General features: G+C 68.1%; 18 protein-coding genes and 1 tRNA gene. 4 read left to right on the top strand and 15 right to left on the bottom strand.

Annotated features, from left to right (window positions below):
* Position 1: 1 nt before the first annotated feature.
* Positions 2-4123: an ATP-dependent RNA helicase HrpA gene (gene hrpA, locus BM365_RS06450; RefSeq protein WP_093487605.1), complete on the bottom strand. Its 4122-nt coding sequence runs from the start codon at positions 4121-4123 to the stop codon at positions 2-4.
* A gap of 89 nt (positions 4124-4212) precedes the next feature.
* Between hrpA and BM365_RS06455 the strand changes: the two genes are divergently transcribed.
* The 3 genes from BM365_RS06455 (at position 4213) to BM365_RS06465 (ending at position 7226) form a co-directional block, all read left to right on the top strand.
* Positions 4213-4761, top strand: a complete 549-nt coding sequence (locus BM365_RS06455; RefSeq protein ID WP_093487607.1) for a Dps family protein — start codon at positions 4213-4215, stop codon at positions 4759-4761.
* Positions 4762-4887: 126 nt separating this feature from the next.
* Positions 4888-6681 carry a DNA helicase RecQ gene (gene recQ / locus BM365_RS06460; protein ID WP_093487609.1) on the top strand — a complete coding sequence of 598 codons (1794 nt, stop codon included), beginning with the start codon at positions 4888-4890 and terminating at the stop codon, positions 6679-6681.
* Positions 6682-6782: 101 nt separating this feature from the next.
* Positions 6783-7226, top strand: a complete 444-nt coding sequence (locus BM365_RS06465) for a hypothetical protein (RefSeq protein ID WP_093487611.1) — start codon at positions 6783-6785, stop codon at positions 7224-7226.
* 7 nt (positions 7227-7233) lie between these two features.
* On the opposite strand, the gene BM365_RS06470 is transcribed toward BM365_RS06465, so the two are convergent.
* The 3 genes from BM365_RS06470 to BM365_RS06480 form a co-directional block, all read right to left on the bottom strand.
* Complete coding sequence (locus BM365_RS06470) at positions 7234-8370, bottom strand: MFS transporter (protein ID WP_175502080.1); 1137 nt, start codon at positions 8368-8370, stop codon at positions 7234-7236.
* A 42-nt stretch (positions 8371-8412) separates the two neighbouring features.
* Positions 8413-10593: a glycoside hydrolase family 3 N-terminal domain-containing protein gene (locus BM365_RS06475; RefSeq protein WP_093487615.1), complete on the bottom strand. Its 2181-nt coding sequence runs from the start codon at positions 10591-10593 to the stop codon at positions 8413-8415.
* A 119-nt stretch (positions 10594-10712) separates the two neighbouring features.
* Positions 10713-12740 carry a M3 family metallopeptidase gene (locus BM365_RS06480; RefSeq protein ID WP_093487617.1) on the bottom strand — a complete coding sequence of 676 codons (2028 nt, stop codon included), beginning with the start codon at positions 12738-12740 and terminating at the stop codon, positions 10713-10715.
* Between the two features lie 243 nt (positions 12741-12983).
* Here BM365_RS06480 and BM365_RS06485 point away from each other — a divergent pair, with 243 nt between their 5' ends.
* Complete coding sequence (locus BM365_RS06485; protein ID WP_158253442.1) at positions 12984-13592, top strand: GNAT family N-acetyltransferase; 609 nt, start codon at positions 12984-12986, stop codon at positions 13590-13592.
* Between the two features lie 35 nt (positions 13593-13627).
* Here the strand turns inward: BM365_RS06485 and BM365_RS06490 are convergent.
* The 11 genes from BM365_RS06490 to ruvB form a co-directional block, all read right to left on the bottom strand.
* Positions 13628-13703: transfer RNA gene (locus BM365_RS06490), tRNA-Lys, on the bottom strand.
* A 73-nt stretch (positions 13704-13776) separates the two neighbouring features.
* A complete protein-coding gene (queC, locus tag BM365_RS06495) occupies positions 13777-14442 on the bottom strand; it encodes a 7-cyano-7-deazaguanine synthase QueC (RefSeq protein ID WP_093487622.1) in 666 nt (221 codons plus the stop codon).
* Between the two features lie 47 nt (positions 14443-14489).
* The gene (queE, locus tag BM365_RS06500) at positions 14490-15173 is read right to left on the bottom strand and encodes a 7-carboxy-7-deazaguanine synthase QueE (RefSeq protein WP_093487624.1); all 684 of its coding nucleotides are present in this window, start codon (positions 15171-15173) and stop codon (positions 14490-14492) included.
* Positions 15174-15233: 60 nt separating this feature from the next.
* Entirely contained in the window at positions 15234-16055 is an 822-nt protein-coding gene (ybgF, locus tag BM365_RS06505; protein ID WP_093487626.1) for a tol-pal system protein YbgF, read from the bottom strand.
* A 15-nt stretch (positions 16056-16070) separates the two neighbouring features.
* Positions 16071-16586: a peptidoglycan-associated lipoprotein Pal gene (pal, locus tag BM365_RS06510; RefSeq protein ID WP_093489535.1), complete on the bottom strand. Its 516-nt coding sequence runs from the start codon at positions 16584-16586 to the stop codon at positions 16071-16073.
* 59 nt (positions 16587-16645) lie between these two features.
* Positions 16646-17965, bottom strand: a complete 1320-nt coding sequence (tolB, locus tag BM365_RS06515) for a Tol-Pal system beta propeller repeat protein TolB (RefSeq protein WP_093487628.1) — start codon at positions 17963-17965, stop codon at positions 16646-16648.
* Positions 17966-18068: 103 nt separating this feature from the next.
* The gene (gene tolA, locus BM365_RS06520; RefSeq protein WP_093487630.1) at positions 18069-19106 is read right to left on the bottom strand and encodes a cell envelope integrity protein TolA; all 1038 of its coding nucleotides are present in this window, start codon (positions 19104-19106) and stop codon (positions 18069-18071) included.
* Positions 19096-19539 (bottom strand): ExbD/TolR family protein, encoded by a 444-nt coding sequence (locus tag BM365_RS06525; protein ID WP_093295958.1) that lies wholly within the window; start codon positions 19537-19539, stop codon positions 19096-19098. The genes tolA and BM365_RS06525 overlap by 11 nt, the downstream gene beginning before the upstream one ends.
* A gap of 12 nt (positions 19540-19551) precedes the next feature.
* Positions 19552-20325 (bottom strand): protein TolQ, encoded by a 774-nt coding sequence (gene tolQ, locus BM365_RS06530; RefSeq protein WP_093487632.1) that lies wholly within the window; start codon positions 20323-20325, stop codon positions 19552-19554.
* Positions 20326-20364: 39 nt separating this feature from the next.
* Positions 20365-20817, bottom strand: coding sequence for a tol-pal system-associated acyl-CoA thioesterase (gene ybgC / locus BM365_RS06535; RefSeq protein WP_093487634.1), 453 nt, complete (start codon positions 20815-20817; stop codon positions 20365-20367).
* A gap of 52 nt (positions 20818-20869) precedes the next feature.
* The gene (ruvB, locus tag BM365_RS06540) at positions 20870-21910 is read right to left on the bottom strand and encodes a Holliday junction branch migration DNA helicase RuvB (RefSeq protein ID WP_093487636.1); all 1041 of its coding nucleotides are present in this window, start codon (positions 21908-21910) and stop codon (positions 20870-20872) included.
* Positions 21911-21930 lie beyond the last annotated feature (20 nt).

Here is a 21930-nt window from a genome sequence, read left to right on the forward strand (position 1 = left end):
TTCAACCGCGCAGCGCCTGCAGGCGCTGCGCGAGTTTCTTCGGCGAAATGCCGGCGCGTGCTCCCAGTTCCTGGGCGAACATCGACACGCGCAGTTCCTCCAGGTCCCAACGCAGGGCCTGCCAGTCCGCCGATCCGGCGACGCCCTCCTCCACCGCCTGCGCCAGCGCGTCGGCGAACGGCTTGATCTCCAGCATGCGGACCTGGTCGCGGGTCGGGTCGCGCACCGCGCGTTCGGCGCGCAGGCGCATCGCCTTAACGTAGCGCGGCAATTGCGCAAGGGCGTCGGCAGGTGTTTCGCGCAGGAAGCCCGGATGCACCAGGGCTGCAAGTTGCGCGCGCAGGTCGTCGAGGTTTCCGCGCGCCCAGCCCATCAATGGCGCTTCCAACTGCGGCTTGAGTTCGGCCACCGCGGACAGGATGGCCTCGGCCAGCTTCAACCGCTCCATCGCTTCGCCGAACAACCGTTTGCCGGCGTCGTCGCGGCGCTGCTCGAACGCGGCACGGTCCCGGATCGCCTCCAGCCCCTCGGCAAGCACGGCATTCATCGCCGCATCGACGATGTCGCCACGCAGGCGTTCCTGCGATTCGATGGCTGCATACAGCAGGCCGGTCTTGGGCGACACCGGCAGCTGCTTACGCGCTTGCTTCACCTTGTCGGTCAGCGCGATCTCCAGCAGGCGGCGCACGCCACCGGGATGCGCCGTATTCGCCTCGGCGCGATCAGCGAACACCTGCAAAGCGACCGTATCGCCGTCATCCCGCAGCGCCGGATAGGCAGGTACGCCGGCTTCGCCGGGAACCTCGCGCGGGATGGCCTGCGCTGGGAAGTCGCGCAGGCCGGTGGCCGCCATCTCGCGACCAGCCCGTGCCGCGAAGGCCTGTCCCGCCTTCGCGCCGAAGCGCGCGCGCAGCGCATCCAGGTCGCGCGATTCCGCCAGCACCCTCCCCTCGCCGCCGCCACGCGGGTCCTCACGCAAGCGCAGGTTCATGCGCAGGTGCGGCTCCAGTGCGGCCTCATCGAAATCGAGCGCGGCTACCGTCACCCCGGTCGCCCGGGACAGGAAGCGCGCCAGTTCACCACGGATGTCGTCGGCACTCGGCTTCGGGAAGGCTTCGAAGAATGCGCGACCGAAATCCGGTGCCGGCACGTAATTGCGTCGCACCGCCTTGGGCAGGCTGCGGATCAGGCCCGAGGCCTTGTCCGCGACGAAGCCGGGCGCCAACCATGACAGGCGCGCGGGATCGAGGGCGTTGAGCAGGTGCAGCGGCACGTCGAGCGTCACACCGTCGTCGGTCGCACCCGGCTCGAACCTGTAGTGCAGCGGCAGCCGCGCATCGCCGAGGGCGAAGTACTTCGGATACCTGTCTTCCTCACTGCCCTCGCCCGGCAGCAGGTCCACCAGCGACCAGTGCAGCGCGCGGCGCTTGTCGGCCGGCAGCGTCTTCCACCATGCATCCAGTGCGGCCGCCGAATGGATCTCCGGCGGCACGCGATCCAGATACCAGCGCGCCTGCCAGTCGTCGTCGGCGACCAGGCCGGCGCGGCGCAGCTTGGCTTCTTCTTCGCGCGCCTGTTCGAGCGCCTTCAGGTTGTCGGCGACGAAGCCGGCGCGCGTGTTGATCTCGCCGGTCACCAGGCCCTGCCGGACGAAGATGTCGTGCGCCTCGGCCGGTGCGATGCGGCCGTAGTGCACGGGTTTCTTCGGCGCGAGCACCAGCCCGAACAGGCTGATCTGCTCGGACGCCAGCACCTGCCCCTGCGCGCGCGACCAATGCGGATCGAAATGCTTGCGCAGCAGCAGGTGCGGCAGTTCGGCGATCACCCAGTCCGGTTCGATCGCGGCCAGCGTCATGCCCCACACCTTCTGGGTGTCCAGCAGATTGGCCACCAACAGCCAGGGCGGCGGGCGCTTGGACAGCGCCGAGCCGGGAAACGGCAGGAAACGGCGTTGGCGCGGCGCCTGGTAGTCGCCCTTCTCGGTGCGATGGCCGATCTGCGTCGGCAGTCCGGCGACCAGCGCGCGATGCAGGGCCTGGTAAGCGTTGGCGCGCTGCCGCTCGCTGTAGCCGCTGTTCAGCGCCTGCTCGTTCTGGGCGCGCGCAGCCACCGGCGCCGGTGCGGCTTCGGTTTTTCCTTCGCGGGCCAATCGTGCCGCGCGATGCAACTGGCCGCGGGTCGCTTTCACCGCTTCAGCGTCGTCGCGCACGGCAACCGGTGCGCGGCTGCCCGCCAGCAGCGGCGACAGGGAGGCGTCAGTGTCTTCTTCCTTCCAGCCCAGCTCCTCGCACAGCAGGCGCAGCTGCCGATGCAGTTCGCGCCACTCGCGCATGCGCAGGAAGCCGAGGAAATGGCGGCCGCACCAGTCGCGCAGCTTGGATTGGGTCAGGTCTTCATGGGCCTGCCGGTACGCGTCCCACAGGCGCAGGACGCCGACGAACTCGGAGCGCCCATCGGCAAACTGGGCGTGCGCCGCGTCCGCCGCGCCACGCGCATCCGCCGGACGCTCGCGCGGATCCTGGATACCCAGGAACGAGGCGATCACCAGCATCGGGCGCAAGCAACCGGCGGCCTGCGCGGCGACCAGCATGCGCGCCAGTTTCACGTCCACCGGCAACCGCGCCATCTGCCTGCCGATGGCGCTCAGGCGGCGATCACCGTCGATTGCGCCCAGTTCGGCCAGCTGCTGCCAGCCGTCGGCGACGGCGCGTTCGTCGGGCGCTTCCAGAAACGGAAAATCCTCGATCCGGCCCAATCCCAGCTGCAGCATGCGCAGGATCACACCGGCCAGGCTCGAGCGCCGGATTTCGGGATCGGTGAACTCTGCGCGCGCCTGGAAATCCGATTCCGCATACAGGCGATAGCAGATGCCCTCGGCGATACGACCGCAGCGGCCCTTGCGCTGGTTGGCGCTGGCTTGCGAGATCGGCTCGATGTGCAGGCGATCCAGCTTGTTGCGCGGGCTGTAGCGCTTGACGCGCGCGAAGCCGGGATCGACTACGTAGCGGATGCGCGGCACCGTCAGCGATGTCTCGGCCACGTTGGTCGCCAGCACGATGCGCCGGTTCGGACCGGGGTTGAACACGCGGTCCTGGTCCTGGTTCGACAGGCGCGCGTACAGCGGCAGCACCTCGGTCTGGCGATACTTGCGGCGCTCCAGCGCCTGGTGCGCATCGCGGATCTCGCGCTCGCCCGGCAGGAACACCAGCACGTCGCCGCGTGGATCCTGCCGGGTGATCTCGTCGATGGCGCCGACGATGGCGTCGTTGACGGAGCGGTCGCCAGCGCGGCCTTCCTCGTCGCCGCCACCCTCGCCCTCCAAAGGCCGGTAACGCACGCCGACCGGATACGTCCGGCCCTCCACGCTGATCACCGGCGCATCGTCGAAGTGTTTCGCGAAGCGCTCGGTGTCGATGGTGGCCGAAGTGACGATGACTTTGAGGTCGCGGCGCTTGCGCAGCAGCTGCTTCAGGTAGCCGAGCAGGAAGTCGATGTTGAGGCTGCGTTCGTGCGCCTCGTCGACGATGATCGTGTCGTAGGCCGACAACCAGCGGTCGCTGGCGATCTCCGCCAGCAGGATGCCGTCGGTCATGAACTTGATGTGGGTGTCGTCGCACACCTGGTCGTTGAAGCGCACCTGGAAGCCGACGCCCCGGCCGAGCTCCGTCTTCAACTCCTCGGCCACGCGTCGCGCCACCGCGCGCGCGGCGATCCGGCGCGGCTGCGTGCAGCCGATCATCCCGGCCACGCCGCGCCCGGCCGCCAGGCAAAGCTTGGGCAACTGGGTGGTCTTGCCCGAGCCCGTCTCGCCGGCGATCACCACCACCTGGTGGTGGCGGATCAGTTCGACGATGCGCTCGCCTTCGCGTGCGATCGGCAGGGACGCATCCAGCGTCACCGCCGGCACGGTCGATTGACGGCGCTCGCGGGTGGCGATCGACGCAGTCAATGCCTGCTCGAAAGCTTGTCGCGCGCTCGCATCCGCCGGCTTGCCCTGCCAGCGCGACCACAGGCCGTGCAGGCGGCCGCGGTCGCGGCTCAGCGCGCGGTCGAGCGCGCGCCGGCCCTGCTCGAGGGCAGTGCGGTCGGGGGAGGCGGGGGATGGGTCACGAGAGGTATTCATTCTTCAGCAAGCGGTTGAAACTTTTTGCTCACGCCACATGTTCTAGTGTGTCTATTGTGCCGCCTCAACCCACCCTCAGGAGAATCCGCATGGCCAAGACGAAGTCCAAGCCGGCCAAGGCCCCGGCTGTCACCGCGCCCATCCCGTCGGCACCGACCGCGCCCAACATCGATATCGGGATCAGCACGGGCGACCGCAAGAAGATCGCCGACGGCCTGTCGCGCTACCTGGCCGATGCGTACACGCTGTACCTGAAGACCCACAACTTCCATTGGAACGTCACCGGCGCGATGTTCAACTCGCTGCACAACATGTTCGAGACCCAGTACACCGAGCAGTGGACGGCGCTGGACGAGGTGGCCGAGCGCATCCGCGCCCTGGGCTACAACGCGCCCGGCTCGTACCGCGAGTTCGTCAGCCTGACCTCGATCCCCGAAGAGCCCGGCCTGACCGACAGCGCCGACTGGCGCGAAATGGTCCGCCAGCTGACCGTTGGCAACGAAGCGGTCTGCCGCACGGCCCGCAAGGTGCTGAAGGTGGCCGACGACGCCGGCGACGACCCGTCGGTGGACCTGCTGACCCAGCGCCTGCAGACCCACGAGAAGTACGCCTGGATGCTGCGTTCGCTGCTCCAGTAATTCCGCCCTGTGGTGGCCTGGACGCCCGGCTTCGGCCGGGCGTCTGCGTTCATGGCCGGAGAATTCCGACCCCGCGGCGCGTCCATCACGCAGGGCCGCCGGGGCCCGTCGCGGTATCCTGTACCCATGTCGTCCCCCGCACTTGAAACGCTGCAGCGCGTCTTCGGCTACAGCGCCTTCCGTGGCCACCAGCAGGCCATCGTCGAACACCTCGCCGCCGGCCACGATGCCCTGGTGCTGATGCCCACGGGCGCCGGCAAGTCGTTGTGCTACCAGGTACCCGCGCTGTTGCGCGACGGCACCGGCATCGTCGTCTCGCCGCTGATCGCCCTGATGCAGGACCAGGTGGACGCGCTCCGCCAGTTGGGCGTGCGCGCGGCGTTCCTGAACTCCTCACTGGCCGCCGACGAAGCCGCCCAGGTCGAGCAGGCCCTGCTGCGCAGCGAGCTGGACCTGCTGTACGTGGCGCCGGAACGGCTGCTGACAGGGCGCTTCCTGTCGCTGCTGGACCGCAGCCGGATCGCGCTGTTCGCCATCGACGAAGCCCACTGCGTGTCGGCCTGGGGCCACGACTTCCGCCGCGAGTATTTGGAACTGACCCTGCTGCACGAGCGCTGGCCCGATGTGCCGCGCATCGCGCTCACCGCCACCGCGGACCCGCCCACCCAACGCGAGATCGCCGAGCGGCTGAACTTGGTCGAGGCCGAGAAATTCGTCAGCTCGTTCGACCGCCCCAATATCCGCTACACCGTGGTGCAGAAGGACAACGCCCGCCACCAGCTGAGGGACTTCCTTCGCAAGCACCGTGGCGAAGCCGGCATCGTCTATTGCCTGTCGCGCAAGCGGGTCGAGCAGTTCGCCGACTACCTGACCGAACAGGGCTTCAATGCCCTGCCCTACCACGCTGGCCTGGATGCGGAGATCCGCGCGCACAACCAGCGGCGCTTCCTGCGCGAGGACGGCATCGTCATGGTGGCGACGATCGCCTTCGGCATGGGCATCGACAAGCCCGACGTGCGCTTCGTGGCCCACATGGATCTGCCCAAGTCGATGGAAGGCTACTACCAGGAAACCGGCCGCGCCGGCCGCGACGGCGAGGCCGCCGAAGCCTGGCTCTGCTATGGGTTGGGCGACGTGGTGCTGCTGAAGCAGATGATCGAGCAGGGCGAAGCCGGCGAGGAGCGCAAGCGCCTGGAGCGACGCAAGCTGGATCAGCTGCTGGGCTACTGCGAATCCACGCAATGCCGTCGACAGGTGCTGCTGGCCGGGTTCGGCGAGGTGTATCCGCACGACTGCGGCAACTGCGACAACTGCCTGAGCCCGGCCGAAACCTGGGACGCCACGGAGTCTGCGCAGAAGGCGCTGAGCTGCGTGTACCGCAGCGGCCAGCGCTTCGGCGTGAATCACGTGATCGACGTGCTGCGCGGCAGCGAGAGCGAGCGCATCCGCCAGTGCGGGCACGACCACCTGACCACCTACGGGATCGGCAAGGACCTGGATGCCACCGCCTGGCGCAGCGTATTCCGCCAGCTCGTCGCCTGCGGCTTGCTGGAGGTGGAGGCCGAGTTCGGCAGCCTGCGCCTGACCGAGGGCAGCCGTGCGGTGCTGCGGGGCGAGCGCCGCCTGCAGCTGCGCAAGGAGCAGCGCGAACGGCGCGAACGCGACCGCAGCCCTCGCAGCGGCGTGGCCGTGGAGGCCGTCGACCTGCCCCGCTTCCAGGCCCTGCGGGATTTGCGTGCTCAGCTGGCACGCGAACAGAACGTACCGGCCTACGTCATCTTCCACGACAGCACGCTGCGCAACATCGCCGAACAGCAGCCGGCCACGCTCGACGATCTGGCGCGGGTCGGTGGCATCGGCGGCGCCAAGCTGGCGCGTTACGGCGAGCGCGTGCTGGAAGCCCTGGGCGCCGCGGGCTGAAGTTCCTGCGGCCACCGGCCACGCATCAGCCGGCGTTCAATCCGCGGCTGCTAGCGTGCGGTGCAGGTGCCCCCACCGACACGCCCTCACCAGGAGCTTCCATGAAGACCTTGCCGTTCGCCTTGCTGGCCCTGATGACCGCGCCGGCGTGGGCGCAGCAGAGCGCCGAGGCACTGGATCTCGCCCTGCCCAACGCCAGCGCCTATGCGAACGACGCGCCGGGCACCTGGTACGGCGATCGCCAGGTCGCCAAGCCGAAGGGACAGCAAGCCGAGGCACCGGTCGATCCTTGCGCCTGGTACGGCGATGACGACGGCGATGGCGTCTCCGGCAGCGTCACCACCGGCATCGGCTACAGCAAGGGCCATGGCCGCAGCACCTACAACGCGGCCAACCTCAACCTGTGCAAGACCACGTACAACGACGAAGGCAAGCCGCGCACTTTCAACCTCGACATCAACGTCAGCCGCTCCGATGGACCCGGCTACTACTACGGCCCCGGTTATGGTCCGGGACCGATGATGCGGGGCGCGCCGCGCCCCTGATCCGCCCTCAGTCGCGCGTCGCCTGGCGCCCGGCGCCGGCCACGCAAAGCAGCAACCCGACCAGCAGGCCGAACGCCATCGGCAGCGAGGTCGCCTTGGCGACAAAGCCCAGCGCCGCCGGCCCCAGCAACACGCCCGCATAGCCCATCGTCGTCACCGCAGCCACCGCCAGGTGGGTAGGCATGTCCCGCTGGCGTCCGGCGGCCGAGAACATCACCGGCACCACGTTCGCCGCGCCGGCGCCGACCAGCGCGAATCCCGCCAGGCCCGCCATCGGCGACGTGGACAGGATGGCCAGGGTGAATCCCGCCGCGGCGACCAGCGCGCCGCAGACCACCACGCGGAACGCGCCCAACGCCTGCACGATGCGGTCGCCGGTCAGGCGGCCGAGCGTCATCGTCACCGCGAAGGCGACATAGCCGAAGCCAGCGGTGGCCGGATCCGCCTGGCGCACCGTGCTGAGGAAGACCGCGCTCCAGTCCAGCACCGCGCCTTCGGACAGGAACATCGCGAAGCAGACCGCGCCCACCAGCAGTACGCGGCCGCGCGGCAACACGAACGCCGGTTGATCGCCTTCGCCGCCTTGCGCCAGCAGGCCACTGCGCGCCATCGCCAGCAGTAGTGCGGCCAGCACGGCGGTGCACGCGATGGCGACGAGCGGCGTCGCGCCCAATGCCAAGGCAGCCGCCACGCCGCCGGCACCGGCGATGCCGCCGACGCTGTACATGCCATGGAAGCCGGACATCATCGCCCGCCCACTCGCGCGTTCGACGATCACCGCCTGCACGTTCATCACCACGTCCAGCACGCCCACGCTGGCGCCGAACACGGCCAGCGTCACCGCGAGCACCGGAATCGAGGGCGCCAGCATCAGCGCCGGCATGCATAGGCAGATCATTGCGCCAGCCGCGAGGATCGCGCGCCGGCAGCCGAAGCGTGCCGCCAGGCTACCGGCGAGCGGCATCATCATCACGGAGCCGACGCCGAGGCAGAGCAGCATCAGGCCGAGTTGGGCATCGTCGAGTGCGAGGCGCCGCTTGGCGAAGGGAATCAGCGGCGCCCACGCCGATACCGCGAAGCCACCGATGAAGAACGCGATGCGCGTGGCGATGCGCTCGCGCACGCCGGGCGCGTCCGCGGTCATGCCGCCATCGGCGGCGGCGTCATCGGGGATCGACATGCCGGATCAGGGAGCGAGCAGTTCGAACTGCACCGCATCGCCCGCGGTTGCGGACGGCGAGACCCACACGTCGAACAGGCCGGGCTCGGCCACGAGCTGGTTGTCGACGCCGTGGAAAGCGAAATCCGCTCGGGTCAGGGTGAACACGACATCCTGCGACTGCCCGGCACCCAGCGCGATCTTCTGGAACCGCTTCAGCTCGCGCACCGGCCGCACGCGGCTGGCGGTGCGGTCCCGCAGGTAAAGCTGCACGACTTCCTCGCCCTCACGCGCGCCGCTGTTGGCGATGCGCGCACGGATCGTCAACGTGTCGTCCCAGCCGAGTTGCGCGGTGTCGAGCTGCGGCACGCCATAGTCGAAACGCGTGTACGACAGGCCATGGCCGAACGGATACAACGCGGCATGGCTGACTTCGCGCCAGCGAGTCTGGAAGAAACGCGGGGTGCCCGGCACGTTGGGACGGCCGGTGGCGGGATGGTTGTAGAAATACGGCTGTTGGCCGGCATCCTGCGGAAAGCTCACCGGCAGTCGCGCCGATGGGTTGTAGTCGCCGAACACCACATCGGCCACCGCCGGGCCGGTCTGCGTACCGAGGAACCAGCCGACCAGCACCGCCTGCGCATCGCGCACGGCGCCTTCCAGCGCCAACGCACGACCATTGCGCAGCACGACGACGATGGGCGTGCCAGTCGCCGCAACTGCCTCGGCCAACGCCTGCTGCACGGCGGGAATGACGATCTGCGTGCGCGATTGCGCTTCGCCGGAGAATTCGTGCGGCTCGCCCAGGGCCAGCAACACGACATCGGCGTGGCGCGCGGCCGCGACGGCGGCGTCGATGCCGCCTTCGAGCGCGTCTTCGATGCCGCTGCCCGGCACGACGACGAGCGCGGATGGGTCATCCAGCGCCGCACGCAGGCCGGTTTCCAGATCGACCATGCGCGAGGCATCGCCGAAGATGTTCCAGCAGCCGCCGAGGTTGGCGGTGTCCTGCGCGAACGGACCGATCAATGCGATGCGCTGGCCGGCCTTCTTCAAGGGGAGCACGTCGCCTTCGTTCTTCAGCAGGACGATCGAACGACGCGCGCACTCACGCGCGAGGTCATCGTGCGCCGGGATATGCGACTGGTCCGCTTCGCGCGCGGCATCCAGGCAGCGATAAGGATCGTCGAACAGGCCAGCAGCGGCCTTGACGTGCAGCACGCGGCGCACGGCTTCATCGACCTCGGCCAGCGAAAGCCTGCCCTGCTCGACCAGCGCAGCCACGTGGTTGGCGTAGACGCCGCTCTGCAGGCTCATGTCCAACCCGGCCGACAGCGCCTTCTGCGCGGCATCGGCCTCGTCGGCCGCATAGCCGTGCGCGATTAGTTCCAGGTCCGAGGTGTAGTCGGACACGACGAACCCTTCGAATTTCCACTCGCCGCGCAGGATGTCGGTCAGCAGTTCGCGGTTGGCCGATGCTGGTACGCCGTTGATGTCGTTGAACGAACTCATCAACGTCAGCGCGCCGGCATCGAGGGCGGCCTTGAACGGCGGCAGGTGCACATCGCGCAGCGTCTGCGGCGCCATGTCGACGAAGTTGTAGTCCAGGCCGGCGGAGATCGCGCCGTAGGCGGCGAAATGCTTCGGCGTGGTGAGCAGCGAATCGGGCGCGGTCAGGTCCTCGCCCTGGAAACCGCGCACACGGGCCGCAGCGAATTCGCACGACAGGTGCACATCCTCGCCCGAGGTTTCCGCCACCCGGCCCCAACGCTGGTCGCGCGCGATGTCCACCATCGGCGCAAACGTCCAGTGGATGCCGGTCGCGGTGGCTTCCTTCGCGGTGGCGCGCGCCGTGCGCTCGGCCAGGTCGGGTTCGAAGCTGGCCGCTTCGCCCAACGGAATCGGAAACACCGTGCGCATGCCATGGATGACGTCGGCACCGAACAACAATGGGATGCCGAGTCGGCTTTCTTCCACCGCGATGCGTTGCGCCTCGCGGCCTTCCGCCGCACCCACGCCGTTGAACAGGGCGCCGACGCGACCGGCACGGATCTGCTGGCGGACATGCTCGGCATCGCGCGCGAACGTCTCCGGGTTGACCTCGAAGGCGAACGGCCGCAGCGCATCGGCGAACGCGCCCAGCTGGCCGATCTTCTCGTCCAGCGTCATCTCGGCGATCAGTCCTTCGATCCTGCGCTGATGCGGCATGTAAGCGGTCCTCCCGGGAACGCGGGTGTTACGGGGGAGTCATTATGAAAACGTTTACAGTCACGGTCAAACCCGCTTCGGGAGCCCGGATTGGCCGTCCCGGACCCGCCGCAAGGGGCTCAACCCGCCATGCCGGCGTGGCGCAGGAGGGCGTCGATCCGCGGCGCGCGGCCCCGGAACGCCTTGAAATTCTCCGCGGCACCGCGGCTGCCACCGCGGGCCAGGATTTCATGGCGGAAGCGCGCACCCGTCTCGGCCACCTTGTCGGGTGCCTCCTCGAACGCCTCGTAGGCGTCCGCACTCAGCACTTCGGCCCACTTATAGCTGTAGTAGCCCGCCCCGTAGCCGCCCGCGAAGATGTGGCTGAACTGGTGGGGGAAGCGGTTCCATTCCGGCGGCAGGTTCACGGCGACCTCGGCACGTACGCGATCGAGCAGCGCCAATACCGTATCGCCGGCGGCGTCGAAGCCGCTATGCAGCTGCATGTCGAACAGGCCGAACTCCAACTGCCGGACCGTGGCCATGCCGCTCTGGTAGTTCTTCGCCGCGACCATCTTGTCGAACAACGCACGCGGCAAGGGCTCACCGCTGTCCACGTGCGCGGTCATCGCCTGCACGCGCGCCCACTCCCAGCAGAAGTTCTCCATGAACTGGCTGGGCAGCTCCACGGCATCCCACTCCACGCCGTTGATGCCGGCCACGCCGAGCTCGCCGACCTGGGTGAGCAGTTGGTGCAGCCCATGCCCCATTTCGTGGAACAGGGTGGTCACGTCGTTGTGGCTGAAGGTCGCCGGCTTGCCGTCCACGCCCTTGCCGAAATTGCAGACCAGATAGACCAGGGGCGTCTGCTCGCCGCGCACCGTCGTACGACGGTTGCGGCAATCGTCCATCCACGCACCGCCGCGCTTGCCCTCGCGCGCGTACAGATCCAGGTAGAACTGTCCCACCAGCGCGCCCGCGCCGTCCACCAAGCGGTAGAAGCGCACGTCGGGGTGCCAGGTCGGCGCCGTGTCCTGTTCCACCCGCAGGTCGTAGAGGTCGCCGATCACGCCGAACAGGCCCTTCAGTACGGCCGGTTCGGTGAAGTACTGCTTCACTTCCTGCGCGGAGAAGCTGTAGCGGGCCTGCTTGAGTTTTTCGCTGGCGTACGCCAGGTCCCAGGCTTCGACGGTTTCCAGTCCGAGGTGTTCGCCTGCGAAGGCTTCCAGCTCGGCGCGGTCGCGCTGCGCATGCGGCTTCGCGCGAGCGGCCAGGTCGCGCAAGAAATGCAGCACCTCGTCCGGCGTGTCGGCCATCTTGGTGGCCAGCGAATACGCCGCGTAGCTGGGGAAGCCCAGCAGCGATGCCAGTTCGGCGCGCAGCGCCAGGATGCGGTCGATCAGCGCGGAGTTGTCGAGCGCTTCGTTGTCGGCCAGTTCCGAGGCGCGCACCGCGTTGGCGTGGTACAGCGTCTCGCGCAGCGCGCGGTCGTCGGCGTATGTCTGCACCGGCAGGTAGCACGGCATCTGCAGGGTGAATTTCCAGCCGGGCTCGTCGTCGGCCTTGGCGGCAGCGCGCGCCGCGGAGACCACGTCGGATGGCAGGCCGCCGAGGTGCTGCTTGTCCTTGATCCAGAACTCGTACTCGTCGGTGGCGTCGAGCACGTTCTGCGAGAACTTGGCCGACAGACCGGCGAGTTCTTCCTTCACCTCGCCGAAGCGCGCCTTCTGCGCCTCGGGCAACTCCGCGCCACCCAGGCGGAAATCGCGCAGCGCGTTCTCCAGCACCTTACGCCGCGCATCGTCGTGCTGCGCGGCCTCGGGCGCATCGCCCAGGGCGCGGTACTGGCGGTACAGCGCCAGGTTCTGCCCCAGCGCGCTCCAGAAACGCGTCACCTTGGGCAGCAGCGCGTTGTACGCACTGCGCAGCGCCGGCGTGTTCACCACCGCCTCCAGATGGGTCACCTGGTTCCAGGCACGCGCGAGGCGCTCGGTCGCATCGTCGAGCGGCACGACGAAGGTCTCCCACGTCACCGGTGCGACGGCTTCGGCCGTGGCGACCGCGGCTTCCGCCTCGGCCAGCCACTGGTCGATGGCGGGCGCGATGTGCTCGGCGCGGATCTCGTCGAAACGCGGCAGGCCGGAGAAGTCGAGCAACGGATTGGTCATGGAAACACCTGGGGAAAGTCGATCGTGTGAGGGCGTGGGGGACGGAGAACGTCGCGGCTTCGGCCAGCCCACCCTTGACGTCGATATGGGGGCGCCGGAAGCACCCGCAAAGGTTGGCGCCGCATTTTACCGGGCGGTAGTGCCTCAGGGGCGGCCGGCGCCCAGCCGGGCGGTCGACCCATCGCTCGCTCGATGTGGCATACAAGCCACTCCCGGCATCCTGCCGCCAGGCCATCCGACGTCATGGAGATCACGCGCGCGACGCCTGCCGATCTGGTCCAGACCGTGGATCGGCTGACCCATGCCTTCGCCAACGATCCGATCACGGGCTTCCTGCTGCAGACAGGAACCGCGTACCGGGAACGCCTCACGCGTTTTTTCTCGCTGTTGATGCGCGCGCGCATCGCGCTCGACATGCCGGTCCTCGTCGCACGCGACAGCGCCGACATCCACGGCATGGTGATGGGCTACACCACGGCCCCTCCCGCCTGGCCTGCCGGCCTCGCAGAGGACTGGCAGGACTTCGAGAGGTCCGTCCCCGGACTGACCGATCGGATGGCGATCTACGAAGGCATTGCCTCGGCGCACGCCCCCGCCGTGCCGCACTACTACCTGGGCGTCATCGGCGTCGATCCGGCCCTGCATGGCCATGGCATCGGCATGCGCCTGCTGTCGTCGTTCCGCGATCTGTCCGCCGCCGATGGACTTTCCCATGGCGTGTACCTCGAGACGGCAGAGCCGTCGAACGTCAGGTTCTATGAGCGCGCGCGCTTCGTCGAAGCCGGTCGTGGGACGATGGGAGCCGCGACGCTGTGGTGCATGTACCTGCCCCACGAACGCGATCAAGACTGATCGCCGAAGGACACGGTTCGCAGGCAGCGAATGTTTGGTGGGCCGTGAAGGATTCGAACCTTCGACCAAAAGATTAAAAGTCTTCTGCTCTACCGACTGAGCTAACGGCCCTGAAACGCATCCCGGCCTTGCACCGGGACGCGCATTCTAGCGCATCGCCCGCGAGGGACGAAATCCGCCCGATTCACACGTAATGCGTGGGATCCGGTACGCCCGCGTCGGCGAAGCCCGCGGCACGCAGGCGACAGGCATCGCAGTGCCCGCAGGCGCGGCCTTCCGCGTCGGCCTGATAGCACGACACGGTCTGGGAGAAATCCACGCCGAGGCGCAGACCCTCGCGCACGATGTCGGCCTTGCTCAGGCGCAGCAGCGGTGCGTGGATCCGCAGGCCGGCGCCTTCCACGCCTGCCTTGGTGGCGAGGTTGGCGAGCTTCTCGAAGGCGTCGATGAACTCGGGGCGACAATCCGGGTAGCCGGAATAGTCCACGGCGTTGACGCCGCAGAAGATGTCGCTGGCGCCCAGCACTTCGGCCCAGCCCAGCGCGACGGACAGCATGATCGTGTTGCGTGCCGGCACATAGGTGACGGGAATGCCGGGGCCGCCAGCCTCGGGCACGTCGATATCGTCGGTCAGTGCCGAACCGCCGATGCTGCGCAGGTCCACATGCACGGTCTTGTGCGCGACCGCGCCGAGCGACTGCGCCACGCGCGCGGCCGCGTCGAGCTCGGAGGTGTGCCGCTGGCCGTAGCGCACGCTGAGCGCGTGCACGGCGAAGCCTTGTTCGCGAGCGATCGCGACGACGGCGGCGGAGTCCATCCCTCCGGACAACAGGACGACGGCATTCTTCATGGAGTGGTGCTTCGTGGGGTAATGGGTAGGCTACCGCAGGCGCTGCGTCAGCGCCCCGGTTCGTCGTTCCACAACAGCTTGTGCAGCTGCATCTGGAAGCGCACGGGCAGGCGATCGGCAACGATCCAGTCGGCCAGGTCGCGCGGATCGAGCTCGCTCTTGCTGGGCGAGAACAGCACGTCGCAGCGTTCGGCCAAGCGATGCTCCGCCAGCATGTCGCGCGCCCACTCGTAGTCCTGGCGTCCGCACAGCACGAACTTCACCTGGTCGCGCGCGGTCAGCAACGGCAGGTTCTCCAGCCGGTTGCGCACCATTTCCTTCGAGCCCGGCGTCTTCAGATCGACCACGCGCGACACCCGCGGGTCCACGCCGGCGATGTCGATCGCGCCGGACGTTTCCAGCGAAACGTCGTAGCCGGCATCGCAGAGTTTCTGCAGCAGCAGCAAGCAGCGCTTCTGCGACAGCGGCTCGCCGCCGGTCACACAGACGTGCCGCACGCCCTGGCGCGCGACCTCGGCGACGATATCGTCGATCTCCCACCATTGCCCGCCGTGGAAGGCGTAGGCGGTGTCGCAGTACTGGCAGCGCAGCGGGCAGCCCGTCAGGCGCACGAACACCGTCGGCCAGCCGACCGCATTCGCCTCGCCCTGGAGCGAGAGGAAGATTTCGGTGATCTTGAGACGTTCCAGCGGCGACTGGACGATCTCGCTGGGGCGGGCGGCGTCGTTCATGGGGTGCGCATGATACGCCCTGTCGACCCGGTCGCCCCTACGGGCGCCGGACACAGCGGGTCAGCGCAGGCGGCCGAGCTGGATGGCGCGCAGGCGATCGTCGGCCGTGCGGGCGACGTCGGTGCCCGGGTACTTGGCCATGACCTCGCCCAGCGTGCGCTCGGCTTCGGGCAGCTTGCCCAGCCCGTAGTCGCACAGGCCCAGCTTCAGCAGTGCGCCGGGGGCCTTGTCGTGGGTCGGGTACTGCGCCAGCAGCGCGCGGAACTGGTCCGCGGCCAGCGCGTAATTCTGGGTGACGTAGTAGCTCTCGCCCAGCCAATACAGCGCGTTGGGCGCATAGACACCGGACGGATAGAGCTGCAGGAAGCTAGTGAACAGCTGCGCGGCGTCGGCGTAGTCGCCGGCCTTCAGCTTGTCGAACGCGACGTTGTACGCGGTGCGCTCGTCGCCGGTCGCGGACATCGCGCCCATGTCGCCATGCACGCTCGGCGGACGTTCGGACATGGCGGCGGTAGGCGCCGGCGCGGTGGCCGGCTTCGGGGCGGTACTTAGCGACGGAGTCGTCGTGGCAGGCGCGGGGGCTGCGGGTGCAGCACCGCCCTCCAAGCGGTTCAAACGGCCGTCGAGATCCAGGTACTGGTCGCGGTTGCGCTGCTTGAGCTGCTCGTTCTCGTTCTGCAGCTGCTCCAGCTGCGCCCGCAGTTCGCGCAGCTCGGATTCCTGCTGCGTGACCTTGTTGAGCAGATCGAGGTTCTGCTGCGGGTTGTTGGCCTTCGCTTCCAGCGCCGCGACGCGGTCGGCCAGGCTCACGCGCTGCGCGTGGGCGGGTGCGGCGGCCACGAGGGCCGCCGCGAGGACCAGCATGTACTTCTTCGCGATCATCGTGGTGACGACGGCTTACTTCGCCGTGTACACGATCTCGACGCGACGGTTCTGCGACCAGCAGGACTCGCTGGAGTCGGTGCAGACCGGACGCTCTTCGCCGTAGCTGACCACGGTCAGCTGGCTGGCCGAACCGCCGGCCGCCTGCAGGGCCGAGTTCACGGCGTTGCCGCGGCGCTCGCCCAGGCCCAGGTTGTACTCGCGGCTGCCGCGCTCATCGGCGTGGCCTTCCAGCGAAATGCGCGAGGACGGACGGTCGCGCAGGTACTTGGCGTGGCAACCCATGATGGCCTGGAATTCCGGCTTCAGGGCGTCCTGGTCGAGGTCGAAGTACACCACGCGCTGGCGCAGGCAGGCGTCGGTGTCGAGGTCGCCGGGGCCGTACACGCCCGAGGTGGTCGGGGTGGTCGGGGTGGTCGGCGTCGTGGTGGTGGTATCGGCCGGCGGAGTCGGCTTGACGTCCTTCTTACAGCCGGCCAGCACAGCGACCGACATCAGGGACAGCATCAGAACACGGGTGGTGTTGTTCATGGTCATTCCTTGCGTCGTTGGAACAGGGGGATCAGGGGTTCGATATTGTAGACACAAACTTAACGCGCAGTGCGATAGGGCGACCACGCCGGCTCGCGGACATCGGCGTTGGCCACGACCAGACGCTGGCGTACGCGCGCATCGGCCGAGACGGCGTACAGCACACCACGCCCGCCTTCGCGCGCCGCATAGAGCACCATGCTGGCGTTCGGGGCGAAGCTCGGCGATTCGTCCAGCGAGCCCGGCGACAACGACGACCAACGGGCGCCGCCCAGGCTGCTGTCCATCAGGGAGATGCGGTAGTTGTTGCCCGAGCCTTGCACCACGGCGATCTTCTTGCCGTCGTAGGAGACGCTCGCGGTCGCGTTGTAGGTGCCTTCGAAGGTCACGCGGCTGGCGCTGCCGCCGGCGGCAGCGACGCGGTAGATCTGCGGGCGGCCACCACGGTCGGAAGTGAAGTAGATCGTGCCGCCGTCCGCGCTCCACACCGGCTCGGTGTCGATGGCGGAGGTGTTGGTCAACTGGCGCAGCGAGCGGCTGCCCAGGTCCATCACGTAGATTTCGGGGTTGCCGCTGCGCGACAGGGTGAGCGCCAACTGGCGGCCATCCGGCGAGAACGACGGCGCGCCGTTAATGCCGCGGAAGCTGGCTACCTTTTCGCGCGCACCGGTGGAGATGTCCTGGATGTAGATCGCCGAGTTGCCGCCTTCGAAGCTGACGTAAGCCAGCCGGCGGCCATCCGGGCTCCACGACGGCGACAGCAGCGGCTCGGCCGAGCGCACCACGGTCTGCGGGTTGTAGCCGTCCGAATCGGCCACCATCAGGGCATAGCGCGTCGCCTTGCCGGTGCCCGCGGCGGTCACGTAGGCGATACGGGTCCAGAACGCGCCGCGCACGCCGAGGATCTTCTCGTAGATGGCATCGGCCATCTGGTGGGCGACGTCGCGCATGGCGTTGGCGCGGGCGGTCATCGCCAGGCCCAGCATGCGTTCCTGCTTGGCCACGTCGAACAGCTCGTACTCCACGCGGTAGCTGCCATCGCCGGCATCCGCCACACGGCCGACCACGATGTAGTCCTGGCGCAGTGCGCGCCACGTCGGATACTGGATTTCTCCGCCACGGGTCGGACGTTCGGTGACGCTCGCTTCCGGCAAGGTGCGGAAGGCGCCGGAACGCTCAAGGTCGGAGCGGACCACATCGGCGACGTCCGTCGGCGGCGCAGCGGCGGAGCCCTGATAGGGCATCGGCACGACCGTGATCGGGAGCGCCGAGGCGTTGCCGCCGATGATGTCGATCTCCAGACCCTGCTGTTGGGCAGCGGCCAGGGCCGGGGCGAGCGTGAAGAGAACGAGGGCGAACCAGCGCAGCGACTTCATCATGGGCACGGCAACTCTGCGGTTGGGCGGGGCTGGAAAGGGATACCAGTCTCCGCGTGAACGTTTTAACAATTGTGAACGAGGGGCGCCGAAACGCCGCGTGAAGTCAGCGGTCCCGGGCCTCGAAGTTCAAGGTCAGGGTGCGGGCGAACACGGATTCGTAGCCACGATAGGGCAGCGGCTGGGCTTTCAGCACCGCGCGCTCGACCGAATCCTGGCCCGCCGCATCCATCGCGCAGCCCGGCTGGACCTCGGCACTGACGACTTCTCCGCCAGGCAACTGGCGGATCACCACTTTGCAACGGGTCCCGACGGGCACGGATTCGGGCCGGGTCCATTGCCGGAGCACCGCCTCCTGGATCGCGGCGGCGTAGCGACCGCGAAGATCCTCGTCCGTACCGCCATTCCCGGCCGGCGCGGCGGGCTGGCTGTACTGGGACTGGTTGGCGCTTGCCGCCTGCCGCGCACGCGCATCGGCCAACTGACGCAGCTTCTGCTCGGCCAGTTGGGCTTCGCGCGACGCCTGGGCGCGCTGGCGGCGGATTTCCTCCAGCCGCTTCTTGTCGGCCTCCGCCTTCTGCTGCGCCTCGGCGGCAATGCGCTTCTGCCGGTCCTCTTCCTGCTGCGCAGCGAGGCGGCGTTGCTGCTCGGCCTGCTCCTGGCGCTTGCGTTCGGTCAGGTCGATCTGTTCCTGGCGGCGCTTGGCTTCCTGCTCCTGGCGCGCCTTTTCCTGCGAGATCGCGTCCAGCCGCGCCTCATCCTGCTCGGTCGTATCGGGAACGGGCACACGTTCCTGTGCCTCGGCCTGGCGTTCGACCGGCGCATCCTGCGGGGCGGGCTCGGGAATCGGCTGCGGCGGCGGCACGGTGTCTTCCGGTGCCGGCTCTTCCACGGGCTCGGGCATCGGCGCAGGCGTGAAGTCCAACGCACGTTCGACCGCGCGCTGGTCGGCGGCGGAAGCATCCAGCGTGGCTTCCATCGTCGGTGCACCGGCCGCGTTGAGGCGGTCCCGGTCCCACGTCAGCAACGGCGACACGATCAGCAGCACGGCCAGCAATAGATGCAGGCCGACCGCCCAGGCGACCGCCCTGCCCAGCCCTTCGTCGCGTTGGGCCGGATGGCGCGGGGCAACGTCAGCGTGCATTGCCACCCGCGTTGGTCATCAGGCTGACGTTGCTGACCTTGGCGCGGCGGAGCACGTCCATCGCATCCAGCACCTTCTGGTACGGCGCAGATCCTTCGGCAGCCACCATGATGCGCAGCTCGTTGCCCTGCTCGCCCCGGATCGCGGCGACCTTGGCCTCGAGCCCGGCCGCGTCCAGCACTTCCGGCTGCTTGGCTTCCGGCAGCTTCAGGCCGAAGCGGCCGTCGGGATAGGCGATGACGATGATCGGTTCGTTGCGCGTCTCGACCGCCTTGGCGTTCGAAGACGGCAGCTTGACGTCGACGCTGAGCGTCAGCAGCGGCGCGGTGACCATGAAGATGATCAGCAGTACGAGCATCACGTCGATGTACGGGACGACGTTGATCTCGGACTTCAGCTTGCGGCGCTTGCGATGGAAGATGCTTCCGGCCATGGGGCGCTCCGCTTACTCGCCCGAGCTCTGGCGCTGCAGGATCGAGCTGAATTCCTCGGCGAAGCTTTCGTAACGCACCGACAGGCGCTCGACGCGCGTGGTGAAGCGGTTGTAGGCCCACACCGCGGGAATCGCCACGAACAGGCCGATCGCGGTCGCGAACAGTGCTTCCGAAATGCCCGGCGCCACCGCCGCGATGCCGGCCTGCTCACCACTGTTGAGCATGTCGTGCATGGTGACCATGATGCCGAACACGGTACCCACCAGGCCCACGTAGGGCGCGGTGGAGCCGATGTTGGCGAGCAGTTCCAGGTTGCGTTCCAGCTGGTCGACCTCGCGCGTATAGGTCACGCGCATCGCCCGCTGCGCGCCTTCCAGCTGCGCACGCCCATCCAGACCGCGCTTGTCGCGTAGGCGGGTGAACTCGCGGAAGCCGGCTTCGAAGATCGCCTCGAGCCCGGTGACGACGCGATTGCGGTCGGCGGCGCCCGCATAAAGCTTGTGCAGTTCGGCACCGGACCAGAACCGGCCTTCGAATTCGTCGGCGTCGCGGTTGGCGGTCTTGAACACCCGCGCCTTGCGGAAAATGATGATCCAGCTGATCAGCGAACCGGCCAGCAGCAACAGCACGATCAGCTTGACCGGCAGGCTGGCCTTGAGCATCAGGTCGATGTAGTTGATCCCGCTGTGCACGGTCTCGGCGGTCGCCTGGGCGGCCGCGGCGGCGGTCTCCGGCGGCAGCGCCTCCACCACGGTGTCCTGGAAGGCCAGCAGCGTTGCGATCATCCGTCGTTCCTCGATTCTCGTGTTGTCTTGCGTGTCGGTTTAAAGCGGTAGGCCCGGTGTCTCGAGCCGGCGGAACTCTTCGTACAACGTATCGGGGAGCGCAACGGGTCTGAACCCGGATGCGCTCAGCGCCGCGACCTTGACCTCGGCGGTGAGCAGCCGCTCGCCGTCGCGCTCGATCGTCTGGGCGAACACCACGCTGGCCCGCTTGCACTGGTGGATGCGCGCGGTCACCTGCAGCAGGTCGTCCAGCCGCGCGGGGCGCAGGAAATCCAGGCGCATCGCGCGGACAGCGAACACCAGGTCGTGGGTCTGGCGCAGTTGCTCCTGATGATGTCCGCGGGCCCGCAACCATTCGGTGCGGGTGCGCTCCAGGAAGGCGACGTACTGCGCGTGGTAGACCACGCCACCGGCGTCGGTATCTTCCCAATAGACGCGTGTCGGAAAGATGAACGGGGCCGCATCCGCGGCGATCATCGTTGAATCCGTCATCAAAACATGCGCTCCCGCACGGAATCGTGCATACCAACCTACGACCAGTGGATCAGAAGAGTTCGCCGCTGGACTCGCCGGACTCCGGCACTCGGCCCTTCGGCGTCAGCCCCAGGTGCAGGTAGGCCTTGCGCGTGGCCATGCGACCGCGTGCCGTGCGGATCAGGAAGCCCTGCTGGATCAGATAGGGCTCGATGACGTCCTCCAGCGTGCCACGCTCTTCGCTGAGCGCGGCAGCGAGCGATTCCACGCCCACCGGTCCGCCATCGAAACTGTCGATGATGGTGCGGAGCATGCGACGGTCGAGCTCGTCGAAGCCTTCCGGATCGACCTTCAGCATCTGCATCGCGGCACGGGCGACGTCCACGTCGATGTGGCCGTTGGCCTTGACCTGCGCATAGTCGCGCACGCGGCGCAGCAGGCGGTTGGCGATGCGCGGGGTGCCGCGTGCACGGCGTGCGATTTCGGCCGCACCGTCGGGCTCGCAGTCCATGCCGAGGATGCGCGCGGAACGCTGCACGATGCGGGTGAGTTCTTCCGGCGTGTAGAACTCCAGTCGCTGCACGATGCCGAAGCGGTCCCGCAGCGGCGCGGTCAGAAGACCAGCACGGGTGGTGGCGCCGATCAGGGTGAACGGCGGCAGGTCGAGTTTGATCGACCGGGCCGCAGGCCCCTCGCCGATCATGATGTCGATCTGGAAATCCTCCATCGCCGGATACAGCACTTCCTCGACGACGGGCGAGAGGCGATGGATCTCGTCGACGAACAGCACATCGTGCGGCTGCAGGTTGGTCAGCAGCGCCGCCAGGTCGCCGGCCTTCTCGATCACCGGACCCGAGGTCACGCGCAGGTTCACGCCCAGCTCGTTGGCGATCACGTGGCTCAGCGTGGTCTTGCCGAGGCCGGGCGGCCCGAAGATCAGCACGTGGTCCAGCGCCTCGCCGCGTCCTTTCGCCGCCTGGATGTAGATGTCCAGCTGTTCGCGCACCGGCTTCTGGCCGAGGTACTCGTCCAGCCGCTTGGGCCGGATGCTGGCCTCGATGGCGTCGTCTTCGCGAGTGGCGGAGGAATCGATGATGCGGTCGGCGGTCATGACGGGATTATGGACGAAAC

The sequence above is a fragment of the Pseudoxanthomonas sp. YR558 genome (assembly GCF_900116385.1).
Lineage (GTDB): Bacteria > Pseudomonadota > Gammaproteobacteria > Xanthomonadales > Xanthomonadaceae > Pseudoxanthomonas_A.